This is a genomic window from Oscillibacter sp., assembly GCF_032060045.1.
Lineage (GTDB): Bacteria > Bacillota > Clostridia > Oscillospirales > Oscillospiraceae > Oscillibacter.
Genome location: NZ_DAMBZJ010000043.1, coordinates 5,708 through 18,514, shown reverse-complemented (window position 1 = coordinate 18,514; position 12,807 = coordinate 5,708). Strand labels below are relative to the sequence as shown.

Here is a 12,807-nt window from a genome sequence, read left to right as displayed (position 1 = left end):
AACACAGAGCGGACAGTCATTTGACTGTCCGCTCTGCTTTTTTATACTCAGGTTTGACTATCCTTTTTGTATACGCTTGCATTTACGGACTTATCGTGTTAAAATACTAAAAACATATAAACTTCACAATATATTTAAGAATGGAGGCCATGTTATGGATCGTAAAACCACGGGAATTGTTGCGTATCTGACGTGGGTCGGATTGCTGATCGCGTTAATTGTTGGAGATCGGGAGGGTGCAAAGTTTCACCTCAATCAGGCGCTCGTGATTTGGATGGCCGGATTGCTCAGTGTAATCCCTTTTATTGGATGGATTTGGGGCATCTTTTGCTTTGTCTGCGCGGTAATTGGCTTCATCGGTGCCATTAACGGCGAGGAAAAGGAAGTTCCGTTGCTGGGTCAGTTTAAGCTGTTGAAATGATAGAAAGAAGCCGTGTGATGCACGGCTTCTTCTTTTTTAAGGATGATATCCTATGGCAGTTCCGATTGTAACAAACCATAGTAAATTTCGCAGACCGTATGAATGCGAGTACCTCGCTGCATCTAAGATAGGTGGTGCGGCTCTTGCAATTCGTGTTGCTTTTGGATATAATAAAACGAATAAACTGCTTGAGGGAATTAGGTGCTATATGCTGTATCATGTTTTGGCTGTGGGCGATGTGGTGAGTGAGCCGGGGCTTGCTCACCTGGAAAAGACACTACGGCCCTTGAAAAAATTGAAGAACATTGCCTTTACCGTGGTGAACGGTGAAAATGCTGCCGCGGTGGGGCTGACGCCGGAGCAGGCGGAGCGTATTTATGACGCGGGTGCGGACGTCATTACGTTGGGCAACCACAGCTTTGACAAGCCCCAGATTGTGGATTTTTTGGACGAGCACTCCTATATTCTCCGCCCCGCCAACTACACACGACGTGCGCCCGGCCGAGGCTGGGGGATTTACGACTTAAATGGCATCCGCATCCGGGTGGTGAATCTGATCGGACGCTGTAACCTGAACTGGGGGGCAGACAACCCCTTTACCGTTGTCGACCAGCTTTTGACTGGTGAAAAGACGGACTTCACGTTGATTGATTTTCACGCGCAAGCCACCAGTGAAAAGCTGGCCATGGGTTATTTTCTGGACGGGCGAGTCTCTGCTCTGTGGGGGACCCACACCCACGTGCCCACCGCCGACGAGCGGGTATACCCTAACGGGACCGGATATATCACGGATTTGGGTATGACTGGCGCGGTGGAATCCGTGCTGGGGGTGAAACCGGAGCAGTCAGTAGAGATGTTTCTGGGTGGCCTTCCAGGCCGGTTCCGGGCGCCCGAGGGCCCGGTAAAACTTCAGGGGGCCGTTTTTACGCTGGACAGCGCCACCGGCTTGTGCGTCGGGGTGGAGCGGGTGGACATCCGATGATTGTAATCACGTACAGATAAAGGGGAACGGATTCATGTCAATTGAAAAAGTAAAAGCCTATTTTCAAACACAGGGCATTGAGGATCGCATCCGGGAGTTCGATGTATCCTCCGCCACCGTAGAGCTGGCGGCCCAAGCTGTGGGCGTGGAGGGCGCGCGGATTGCCAAAACCCTCAGCTTCAAGCTGGGGGAGCGGGTGTTGCTGGTGGTCTGCGCGGGAGACGCCAAGGTGGACAACCGGCGTTATAAGGACCGTTTCGGTGGCAAGGCCTCCATGCTGAGCCACGATGAGGCCTCCATACTGGTGGGCCATGCCGTGGGCGGGGTGTGCCCCTTTGCCGTGAAGGAGGGCGTGGAGATTTATCTGGATGCTTCTATGCACCGTTTTGACACGGTTTTTCCTGCGGCCGGCAGCAGCAACAGCGCCATTGAAATGACCTGTGACGAGTTGGAGAAATACTCCGGCGGGACATGGGTGGACGTGTGCAAGGGCTGGCGGCCCGACGAGCAGTAAGAGCCTATGCTTCGATTTATTCATGCGGCTGACTTTCATTTGGACAGCGCGTTTCACGCTCTGTCACCCCAGCGGGCGGCGGAGCGGCGGCGAGAGAGCCGGGAGCTTGGCGCGCGGCTGGCGGAGGAGGCCCTCCGCCGGGGCGCGGATTTGATGCTTCTCTCCGGCGACCTTTTCGACGGCACAAACAGCTTCCGCGAGACGCCGGAAGAGCTGGCCCAAGGTTTGGGCCGCGCGGGAATCAGTGTGTTCATTGCGCCAGGAAACCACGACTTTTACTCCGCCGACAGCCCTTATGCAACCGTTCAGTGGCCGGAGAACGTGTACATATTCAAGTCTGGGGAGATAGAGAGCGTGGATCTGCCGGATTTGAACTGTACAGTCCACGGCGCGGCCTTCACCGCCCCGGAGCAGACCGCGGGACTATTAACCGGGTTTACCGCCCCGCAGGACGGGCGGATTCACCTGATGGCGCTCCACGGAGACGTGGAGCCGTCAGCCCTGCGCTACAACCCTGTTACGAAGGCGGAAATTGCCGCCAGCAGTCTTGCGTATCTGGCGCTGGGACATGTACACGCCGCCTCCAACCCGCAGAAAAGTGGAAAGACCCTGTGGGCCTATCCCGGCTGTCCGGAGGGCCGGGGCTTTGACGAGCTGGGAGACAAGGGGTTTTATTTTGGCACCGTGTCCGACGAGGGGGCGGTGACGCTGGAATTTGTGCCCTTTGCCCGACACCGCTATGAAATTCTGACTGTGGATGTGACCGACCGGGATCCCCGGGAGGCGGTGGAAGCCGCCCTGCCAAAGTGGACCACCTATGATTTATACCGTATTCTCTTCACCGGGGAGACGGATGAGCGGGGAATTGATCTGACGGCGCTGGAGACGGTGCTTTCAGGCCGGTTTTACGCGCTGGAGCTGCGGGACGAAACCCGCGTCCGTCAGGATGTTTGGGCCAGAGCGGGAGAGGACTCCCTTCGTGGAGAATTTCTCCGTCGTCTGCGCCAGCGGTATGACGCCGGGGACGAGGAAGAGCGAGAGCGCGTCAGCCGCGCCGTGCGGTTCGGCCTTGCGGCGCTGGACCACAGGGATATTTTATAAAGTTATAGCTATTTAAGGACATCGAATGAAAAAGATTTTAATGATCGGCACGGGTGGCACGATTGCATCGCAGGTGACGGAAAACGGGCTGGCTCCGGAGCTTACCAGCGGGCAGCTTTTGGCCCATATTCCCGCCATATCCGGCATTTGCCATGTGGAAAGCTTACAGCTGTTGAATTTGGACAGCACCAACATTGCGCCAATCCACTGGCTGGAGATGGTGCGCTGCATTCGGGAACACTATGACGACTATGATGGTTTCGTGCTCACCCACGGGACGGATACCATGGCCTACTCTGCCGCAGCGCTGAGCTATCTTATTCAGAAAAGCCCCAAGCCCATTGTGTTCACCGGAGCGCAAAAGCCCATTGGCTTTGACGTGACGGACTCTAAAATGAATCTGACGGATGCGTTCCGCACCGCGTCATCCGATTTGCCGGGCGTATCCCTCGTGTTCAACGGGAAGGTGATTTTGGGAACCCGAGCGCAGAAAATCCGCTCCAAGAGCTTTGAGGCTTTTTCCAGCATCAACTATCCGTTTCTCGGGGTCTTACGGGATGGAGTACTGCTGCGCTACCTCCATGAAAATTGCGAGGGTGGGCCGGTATTTTATGATCAACTGGACACAAAGGTGGGGCTTTTGAAGTTGATTCCCGGCACGGAGCAGGCGCTGCTTGACTATCTGCTGGAGCGCTGCGACGCGCTGATGATCGAGTCCTTCGGTGTGGGCGGACTGCCGGATTATGAGGGTTCAGATTTCTGCGGAAGTCTTTGCCGCTGGACGGAGCGGGGCAAGCTGGTGGTGCTCACCACACAGGTGCAAAACGAGGGCAGCGATCTTGGGATCTACCATGTGGGCCATCGCCTCAAGGGTGTTCCCGGGGTACTGGAGGCGTTTGACATGACCACCGAGGCGGTGACCGCGAAGCTGATGTGGATTCTGGGGCAGACCCGGGACATGGCAGAAATTCAGCGCCTATTTTACACGCCGGTTGCCCACGATATTTTGTGGCCTGCGGAGTGCTGAGATGATCGTTGCTTTAAAAGAGGAATTTGACATTGGGAAAATCGCGGACAGCGGCCAGTGCTTTCGGCTGAAACGGCTGGAGGAGGGGCGTTTTCGGGCCGTCGCGGGGAACCGGTGGATAGAGCTTCAGGAGCAGCCCGACGCATGGGCGCTGGATTGCTCGAAGGAGGAGTTTGACGGCTTTTGGCGCGGCTATTTTGATTTGGATACGGATTATGCTGCATTTCGTGCCGCCGTCCCAGAGAAGGACGCGTATCTTACGGCAGCGACAGCTTTTGGGTCGGGTATCCGCATTTTGCGGCAGGACCCGTGGGAGATGCTGGTGACTTTTATCATCTCTCAGCGAAAGAATATCCCGGCCATCCGCGCCTGCGTTGAAACGCTGTGTCGGCGGTATGGGGAAGTTCTTGGCCCGGAGTATGGCTTTCCCAGTGCGGAGGCTTTGGCTGCAGCGGGGGAAGAGGGCCTGCGTGCCTGCGCCCTTGGTTATCGTGCGGGCTATATTCTGGCTGCCGCGCGGCTGGTGGAAGCGGGAACGCTGAACCTTGCGGCGCTGGCGGAACTGGACGATGAGGCGTTGCCGGAAACACTGATGACCGTTCCAGGCGTGGGCGTGAAGGTGGCAAGCTGCGTTGCGCTATTCGGCTATCACCGGATTGCTGCCTTTCCCCGGGATGTATGGATTAACCGCGTGGTGCGGGAGCACTACCGGGGCCGGTTCCCGCTGTACCGTTATAAGGGCTTTGCCGGGGTGATGCAGCAGTATCTTTTCTATTACGCGCGATGTGGAGAGCCGTGCCCAGCGATATAATGAAACCGGGCGGAAGGAACGTTCCTTCCGCCCGGTCTGTATTTAACTTGGCTGCGCTCTTTACCCGAAAACAGGCGGCGGCTGCTCATACCTCCGGATACAAGACGAAGCCAAATCCTCGTCGTTTGGCCGCATTTATCATCTGCGCTTGCTTTTGCCGCCGCTGCGCAGGCAGATTTGCTCTGCTAGTACCCGATACAGCTTCTCCGGCTCCACAGGCTTATCCAGATGATGGTCCATCCCGGCGGAGAAGCTGGCCTTTACGTCAAAGTCAAAGGCGTTGGCAGTCATGGCGATGATGGGAACCGTTTTTGCGTCACCCCTGCGAAGATTGCGGATGACCCGCGCGGCGCTCAGCCCGTCCATTACGGGCATCCGAATGTCCATCAGGATTGCGTCGTAATAGTCCCAGTCCCGCTGCATAAACAGGTCCACGCCCTGTTGCCCGTCCTCCGCCCACTCAACCAGCACACCCATCTTGGTCAATAGTTTTTTGGCAATGGTAGCGTTGAGCGGATGGTCTTCGCACAGCAAGACACGCTTGCCCCGCAGTTCCAGAAACATGCTGGTTTCTCCGGGGGGCGGGGGCTGATAGTGCTCCAACACTTCGATGGGCAGGTCCACCGTGATGGATGTGCCCTCGCTCAGCTTGCTGCGGATCGAAATGGTTCCGCCCATCAGATGCACCAGATTCTGCACGATGGGAAGCCCCAACCCGCTTCCGGCATAACGGTTGCTCTGGGAGTTGGGCTCTTGAGAAAACGGCTCGAAGGCATGCTTCTGGAATTCCTCGCTCATACCCACGCCGTTGTCGCTGACGGTAATCCGGCTGAGAGAAATTCCATGCTGTTGTTTCATACATTCAAAATGAATTTCAATTTTGCCATGCTCTTGGGTGAATTTTACGGCGTTGGACAAAAGATTTGTGAAAATCTGCCGCATGCGCACGCGGTCCGCCAAAATGTATTCATTTTGAAAGCCCACAAATTTTGTGCTAATTTGAATAGCCTTGAATTGCGCGGATGGGTAAATTCCCGAGAGCGTGTGCTCAATCAACTCGGAGGCTAGCACCGGCTCTTTGTGCAGCTCAATTTTCTGCCCCTCAATCCGGCTCATATCCAGCGTGTCGTTAATTAGACTTAAAAGATAATTGCTGGAATCTCGTATAGCGGAGAGATTTGCCCGGGCCTCCTGCGAGAGGTCGGGAAGATCCATGGTCAACGCAGTCATCCCCAAAATGCCGTTCATGGGGGTGCGCATGTCATGGCTCATGCGAGAGAGAAAATCCGTTTTCGCCGTGTTGGCGCTTTGAAGGGCCAGATTCTGCCGGCTGATCCGGCGGATAAATGCCGCCAGCACCACCATCGTCCCCAGCAGACAGGCAAGCGCCGCAAGCACAGACAGGGTTTGCGTCGGATGGCTACGAAACAGGTCCAGCGGGCCGCTATGTTGGGGCTTGTCCGTCTGGGCGCGGATAATCAACTGATCGATTTCTTCGGCGGAGACACTGCCCAGCGTTTTACTGATAATGGAGCTGAGGACGCTGTTTCTTTGGGTGACGCCGAAGCTGACGCCATGGCTGTAATTATCCGTGAAAACAGAAATCAGGTTCCCATGGTGATACACACTGAGATAATAGTCGGCGATGTAGTTGTTCAAAATGGTGACGTCCGCTTTTCCGAAGGAAACTGCCCGGATACAGGCGCCCCAGTCTTCAAAATAGAGAAGCTGCTCCGAAGAGAAATCCTTCAGAAGAAATCGGGCTGGAGAGTCAGGACCGTCCACCACAGCCACCGTGCAGTCCGCACTGTTTACATCCGCGTCCTCTTGCTGGACCCAGCAGTAGTTGGCGGTAAAAAACGGATCGGTGACGCTGACGCCGTTTTTCGCCGCGTGAAGTAGATCATTGGAGTAGCCGGGAAAAATCAGGGGTTCCTCGTACGTGCCGGATGTCGATGCATTTCGGGAAACTGCCTCGTACTCCACGCCAAGTCGTTCACACAGAAGTTCCGCCAAAGAGGGAAAAAAGCCCTTAAACACACCGTCCTCCAGCCGGGAGAGATAGCCCTCGTTCTCGGCAAATGCAAAACGGAGGTGACCGATCCCCGCCACGTATTCCACTTCCGCGCGGGTCAGAGGAACACAGACGCGTTCCGGGAACCATTTTTTATAAAGGTCGGGAAGAAACAGCGGATCGTTCATTTGCAGCCGCCCCATGGCACTGTCCAGAAGCAAAAGAGCGGGATCGTCCTGCCGCATGCAAATGTGGTTCGTGGTGTTGTCAAACCGGGCAAGAACTTTCATGTCGTCCGTCAGGTCCATTACATTGGAGATCACCGCGTCCGCCGTACCTGAATCCAGCATTGCGCGAGCCTCGCCATAGTCGTCGCAGACCAGAAGCTGATCCTCGCGGATTCCAAATTCCGAAAGCCTTGAGGAAATCACATCGCGGCTCAGCAGTTCAGCCGAAACTGCCACCCGCAACGCCCCGAAGGCGCCGTAATCGCAATAGTACAGCCCCTGCTTGGAACGCAGGGTCATCAGTGCGTGATAGGTGTTCAAAATTGCGCAGGAGCTCATGCCAGAAGTGAGAGCGGGAACCAGAGGCATGGACACCGGCATCCGGATATCGGCCTTCCCCTCCGCCAGCATGTTCCGCGTGCTCTCCCAGCTATCCGCCGCCACATAGGTGAAACTCATTCCGGTGTACTGGGAAAGCTTGTCCAAAAGCTCCACGCCGTAGCCCGTCTCATTCCCGCGGGCGTCGTATTCAAAAAAGCCGTCCAGAGGATAGAACGCCACCTTTAGAGCGGGAAGTCCGCTTCCTGCGTCTTCCGTGGCAAGACAGGGGCTGGACCATTCCGTGCTTAGAAAGAGCGCGCAAAGGGCAACCAACACCATGCAAAGGAAACGGTTCTTCATACCCTCACTGCCTTTCAATCCGGCTTCGTCAAATAAATTCCACCATCACGGAAATTGTAAATTTTTTCATTATTTTATCATATACGACCAGCAGAAGCAATATATTTGACGAATGTGGGCACTAACACGTAAAACCGCCCGCCAAAGCCTGCGTACAGGCCTGACGGGCGGCGAAATTTCGAAAATAAATGTGACGAGAGTTATTTACACAGGGCGGCAGTGTCCCGCGCAATCATCAGCTCTTCGTCTGTGGGGATCAGCAGCACCTTCACGCGGGAATCGGCAGCAGAGATCACCTGCTCCTTGCCCCGGCATTTGTTTGCCTCGGCATCCATCTTCACACCCATGAACTCCAGATTGGAGCCAATTTCCAACCGCTGCGCGGGAGAGTTTTCACCCACACCTGCGGTAAACACAATGGCATCCACTCCGCCCATGGCGGCTGCATATGCGCCGATCAGCTTTTTCACGCCGTAGTTAAACATATCGATGGCAAGGGCCGCTTGTGCGTTGCCCTTTTCTGCGGCCTCCTCCAAATCACGGAAGTCGGAGGACACGCCGGATACGCCCATCACGCCGGACTTCTTGTTGAGAATGTCCAGCATTTCGTCGATACTCAGCTTGTACTTGTTCATCAGGTACTGGAGGATGCCCGCGTCAATATCGCCCACCCGGGTGCCCATGGGGAGGCCCGCCACGGGAGTGAAGCCCATGGAGGTATCCACACTCTTCCCTCCGTCCACGGCGGCGACGGAGGAACCGTTGCCAAGGTGGCAGGTAATGATTTTCAGCTCACCAGCGGGCTTACCCAGCATTTCCGCGACGCGGGCGGAAACATACATGTGGGAGGTTCCGTGGAATCCATACCGCCGGACCTTGTCCGTTTTATAATAGTCATAGGGCAGGGCATAGGTGAACGCCTTAGGGGGCATGGTCTGGTGGAAAGCGGTGTCAAACACGGCGGCCATGGGCACGCCGGGCATCGCCTTTTCGCAGGCGCGGATGCCGGTGATATTGGCAGGATTGTGGAGCGGGGCCAGGGGAATGCAATCCTCCACGGCCTTCATGACCTCCTCGGTGATCACCACGGACTTGTTGAAAGCTTCGCCGCCATGAACCACGCGATGGCCCACCGCCTGAATCTCCTGCATGGATCCGATGACGCCGTTTTTCCCGTCCACCAGCGCGTCCAGCACGGCCGCAATGGCCTCGGAGTGAGTGGGCATGGCCACGTCAACGGCCTTCAGGGTTTCTTTGCCCTCAATTTGGGGCTTATAGGTGAACTTTCCGTCAAGTCCGATACGCTCGCAAAGGCCTTTGGCCAGAACCACACCGGTATCCGGGTTCATTAGCTGGTATTTCAGGGAAGAACTTCCTGCGTTAATCACGAGAACATTCATGGTAACTCCTCTTTCCGCGGGCAGCCCTTGCAGACGGCCCTAAAATCATGTAAAATGGGTTTGCCTTTTTTCATAAAATGGCACACTACCTCTTTAGTATAACAAAAAAATCTCAGGATACAACTGCCAATTTAACCGAATTGTCACTTATTTGTAACGGGTTCGAGGTGAAATCTGTGGAAACCGCTGGTATTATTGTAGAGTATAATCCGGTTCATTCCGGGCATATCTGGCAGATTGACCAGACCCGGCGCGCGCTGGGGGAGGATGCGGCGATTGTTTGCTGCATGAGTGGCTGCTGGGTGCAGAGCGCGGCGCCCGCTATTGCCGACAAATGGCTGCGGGCGCGGCTGGCGGTGATGGGCGGGGCCGATCTGGTTTTGGAACTGCCCACCATGTGGGCGGTATCCTCAGCGGAGACGTTTGCGCTGGGCGGCGTGAGCCTGCTGATGGCCACGGGCGTGGTGAAGCACCTGTCCTTCGGAAGCGAATGCGGGGAGATTGAGGGCCTGCAAGCCGTGGCCAAGTGTTTGAATTCAAGAGAGTATGAGGCAGAGCTTCGCCGTTTTCTGGACCGGGGGTTGCCGTTTGCCGTCTGCCGTCAGGCGGCGGTGACGGAGCTGGCAGGTGCGGAATCGGGCGCACTGTTGGCTACGCCCAACAACAATTTGGGAATCGAATATCTGCGGGCGGCTCTCCGCCTGGGCGCAGATCTGCAGCCCATGACCGTGCGGCGGGAAGGCGCAGGCTATCACGAAGCCGCCTCCCCACAAGGTAGTCCATTTATCTCTGCCACGCAGGCCCGCCGATGGATCGCGGGGGGTGAATGGGAACGGGCCGCGCCCTATTTGGTTCCGGGAGAACGGGAGCTTTTGCAAAGCGCCCAACTGGCGCTTCCGCCGCTTTCCAATTCGGTGGAGCGGGCATTTCTTTCACGTCTGCGGACCATGACGGCGGCGGATTGGGCGGAGCTTCCCGATAGCGCCTTGAGTGAGGGACTTCCTGATCGTCTGGTTCGGGCGGGGCGGCAGGCCCTGTCTCTTGAGGAATTTTACGAGCTTGCAAAGACGAAGCGCTATACCCACGCCCGGCTGCGACGGTTGGCCCTGTGGGCGTTTTTGGGCCTGCGAGCGCAGGACCGCCCAAACATACCGCCCTACCTGCGGGTGCTGGCGGCGGGGGAACGGGGGCGGGTTTTGCTGCGTAAGATGAGAGAAACCGCCATTTTGCCTGTTTTAACGAAAACGGCTCATGCGCGGCGGCTGGAGGAAGATTGCCGCCGGAGCCTTGAACTGGAAGCCCGCTGTACCGATTTGTACGGGCTGTGCCTGCCCCACATTCCTCCCGGCGGACGGGAATGGAGAGAAGGGCCGGCCATCCTCTGAAAAGGAGATTTTCTATGCGAAAACAAATTTTGTCCGCGCTGGGGCTGTCCCTGGCGCTGCTGGCAGGCTGTGCCAACGCGGCCCCAAGCGGCCCGACATCCGCACCGGCCGATGAGTCCTTTGGTGCCATGGGGGCGGCCAGCGTGCTGTCCTCCGCGTCAGAGACGCTGGATTTTGTGCTGGAGAGCGAGAAGAAGAGTGATACGCGTGTTGCGGAGGACGGCACCACGCTGGCCGCATACAACTATGAGATTCCCGTGCTCCGGGTAATGACGGAGGATGGCCAGATTATGGACTCTGCCGCCACAGCGGCGCAGAAGGCCGCGGTGGACGTGGCCGCCGCATTCAACAGCAATTTTGAGGATTGGCTAAAGAGCACAGATTTTTCCAGTGTGCTTGACAGGGCAGAAGAAGATTACGCCCGCCGAATGGAAAGCAACGCGGACTGGTTTTATGAGGAGGATTTCACCTATACCTCCTGGCGGACAGACCGGCTGATCAGCATTGGCGGAGCCTATTACAGTTTTACCGGCGGTGCGCACCCCAATTCCGTTTTCTTGGGCTGGAACTTTGATTTGCAGACTGGCCGTTTTCTTCACCCGACGGCGCTGGGGGAGGACTCTGAAAAGTTTCAGGCAGCGGTGGCAGAGGAAATTATCCGGCAGGCCGATGCCCGGGCTGCCGAGAACGGCTTTGAATCGCCTACGGATATGTATTGGGAGGATTATCAGGGTATCGCCGCCCAGTGGCCCGATTATGCCGTGACATTTTCCGACGATGGCATGATGGTGGTCTTTTCCGCTTATGGAATGGCCAGCTATGCTGCGGGAGAACAGGCCTTTGTCCTTGACTGGGACTTTTTGAAGCCCTATCTCAGCGAGGACGGCAGGCTTCTGCTGAACATTTCCGCAGATACGGAGGCCGCGGCCAAAACCACCCCGTGAGATTGCCTTTAACACCTGCGCCGCCGGATTTCCGGCGGCGCAGGTGTTGTTACCGCTTGAAGGCATTTTTTACAGTGTCATACTTCATTTGTGGTTAATCTGCGCCCGGTGGAGCGCTTTGCCAAAGATAGCTTTACAGTATGCTCTGGCAAGGTGATTCCCATTGCGGTAAAGCAATACGCAGCGGTGCGTCGAAAACAAGATTGCCAGCGTTCAGCTTGTCATTGATCGCCCCGATCTTACCCTCGGTATCAACCTCGCGGCGGTGACGGAAATTAATCGATAGGCAAAGGGCGAAGTTACCGATCTCCCCGATTCCAGCTATGATGCAATGAGTGAGACGGGGGTGTTTTCTACCGATCATTTTTCCACTTACGGAGTAGCCTATAAGTCCGGTTTCAACGTTGCAGACATCAATGGTCATTGGGCAAAGGAGGAGATTCTCTTTGTTGCAAATCGTGGACTGATGACCGGAACCAGCGCCACCACCTTCAGTCCCAACGGCTCTATGACGCGCAGAACGTCTTTGCGGATGATGCTAAAATTGGTGCGTGGGCGGCTCCTTCCGTGCATCGTATTCAGATGGCGGGTATCATTCAATATGTAAGGACAACAACTTTTATAATCCGCAGGGAACGGACACACGCGCCGAGACTTCGGCAGTATTGTGGCGCTTTGCTTCGTTGATGATTCTCAGCGGCGCTATGAGGCTGATGAAAACAGTGCAAGAAAAAGCAGATAAAGCAAAAATGTGAAAGGACACACAGGTTGGAATTCCAACCCGTGTGTCCTTTTACAAGGAGGATCAATTGAAGCGAAACTTTTATTAGCATCCTTTGGGGAGAACAGAAAGTGCTCCCTCTGGGTTCTTTATTGAGTCAGGCAGTTTAGAATATTTGCCGCAAAACCGTCCAGCCGATCCTCAATCCCCGGCAGTTTCATCGCCGTGCCCGCGTCGTTGGCTGTTTCCAACAGGCAGAAATGCGGCGGCAAGTAAAAGCCCTTGTTCATGCACAGGGCGGACACCAACTGCCGCGCCACAAGGTCCCCGCCGGAATACCCTGACACCACGATGCCAAAAATTGCCTTGTTGGCAAAAGAGGTGATGCGGTACAGAGCCGTCAGCCGATTCACGGCGGCGGTAAGATTGGCGGAGAGGGCGTCGTTGTAGTTGGGGCATAGGAAAATCACCGCATCCGCCTCCCGGACTGCGGGATATACCTCCTTCACAATCACGCCGCCATAAAAGCACTCTCCCCGCTCTCCAAAGTGAAGACAGGCGGGGTAGGGGCAGCCTCGG

12 protein-coding genes are annotated in these 12,807 nt (G+C 56.0%); 9 read left to right on the top strand and 3 right to left on the bottom strand.

All coding sequences use genetic code 11. The features are described 5' to 3' along the window. Positions 1-154: 154 nt before the first annotated feature. The 6 genes from RT018_RS14045 (at position 155) to RT018_RS14020 (ending at position 4,856) form a co-directional block, all read left to right on the top strand. Positions 155-421, top strand: coding sequence for a hypothetical protein (locus RT018_RS14045; RefSeq protein WP_312942918.1), 267 nt, complete (start codon positions 155-157; stop codon positions 419-421). 208 nt (positions 422-629) lie between these two features. Next, the gene (locus RT018_RS14040) at positions 630-1,403 is read left to right on the top strand and encodes a TIGR00282 family metallophosphoesterase (RefSeq protein WP_312942916.1); all 774 of its coding nucleotides are present in this window, start codon (positions 630-632) and stop codon (positions 1,401-1,403) included. Between the two features lie 34 nt (positions 1,404-1,437). After that, complete coding sequence (locus tag RT018_RS14035) at positions 1,438-1,917, top strand: YbaK/EbsC family protein (protein ID WP_312942915.1); 480 nt, start codon at positions 1,438-1,440, stop codon at positions 1,915-1,917. A gap of 6 nt (positions 1,918-1,923) precedes the next feature. Continuing rightward, entirely contained in the window at positions 1,924-3,018 is a 1,095-nt protein-coding gene (locus tag RT018_RS14030) for a DNA repair exonuclease (RefSeq protein ID WP_312942914.1), read from the top strand. Between the two features lie 25 nt (positions 3,019-3,043). Beyond that, a complete protein-coding gene (locus tag RT018_RS14025) occupies positions 3,044-4,045 on the top strand; it encodes an asparaginase (RefSeq protein ID WP_312942913.1) in 1,002 nt (333 codons plus the stop codon). A 1-nt stretch (position 4,046) separates the two neighbouring features. Then, on the top strand, positions 4,047-4,856 hold the full coding sequence (locus RT018_RS14020; RefSeq protein ID WP_312942912.1) for a DNA glycosylase: 810 nt from the start codon (positions 4,047-4,049) through the stop codon (positions 4,854-4,856). Between the two features lie 138 nt (positions 4,857-4,994). Here RT018_RS14020 and RT018_RS14015 read toward each other — a convergent pair whose 3' ends face one another. Then, positions 4,995-7,778 carry an ATP-binding protein gene (locus tag RT018_RS14015; RefSeq protein WP_312942911.1) on the bottom strand — a complete coding sequence of 928 codons (2,784 nt, stop codon included), beginning with the start codon at positions 7,776-7,778 and terminating at the stop codon, positions 4,995-4,997. A gap of 200 nt (positions 7,779-7,978) precedes the next feature. Further along, positions 7,979-9,178, bottom strand: a complete 1,200-nt coding sequence (locus tag RT018_RS14010; protein ID WP_312942910.1) for an acetate kinase — start codon at positions 9,176-9,178, stop codon at positions 7,979-7,981. Between the two features lie 176 nt (positions 9,179-9,354). On the opposite strand from RT018_RS14010, the gene RT018_RS14005 reads away from it, so the two are divergent. From RT018_RS14005 to RT018_RS13995, 3 genes are all read left to right on the top strand, one after another. Continuing rightward, positions 9,355-10,563 carry a nucleotidyltransferase family protein gene (locus RT018_RS14005; protein ID WP_312942909.1) on the top strand — a complete coding sequence of 403 codons (1,209 nt, stop codon included), beginning with the start codon at positions 9,355-9,357 and terminating at the stop codon, positions 10,561-10,563. A 14-nt stretch (positions 10,564-10,577) separates the two neighbouring features. Continuing rightward, entirely contained in the window at positions 10,578-11,507 is a 930-nt protein-coding gene (locus RT018_RS14000; protein WP_312942908.1) for a hypothetical protein, read from the top strand. A 331-nt stretch (positions 11,508-11,838) separates the two neighbouring features. Further along, positions 11,839-12,114 (top strand): S-layer homology domain-containing protein, encoded by a 276-nt coding sequence (locus RT018_RS13995; RefSeq protein ID WP_312942907.1) that lies wholly within the window; start codon positions 11,839-11,841, stop codon positions 12,112-12,114. 263 nt (positions 12,115-12,377) lie between these two features. On the opposite strand, the gene RT018_RS13990 is transcribed toward RT018_RS13995, so the two are convergent. Next, on the bottom strand, positions 12,378-12,807 hold a 430-nt coding region (locus tag RT018_RS13990; RefSeq protein WP_312942906.1), incomplete at its 5' end, for an NAD(P)H-dependent oxidoreductase.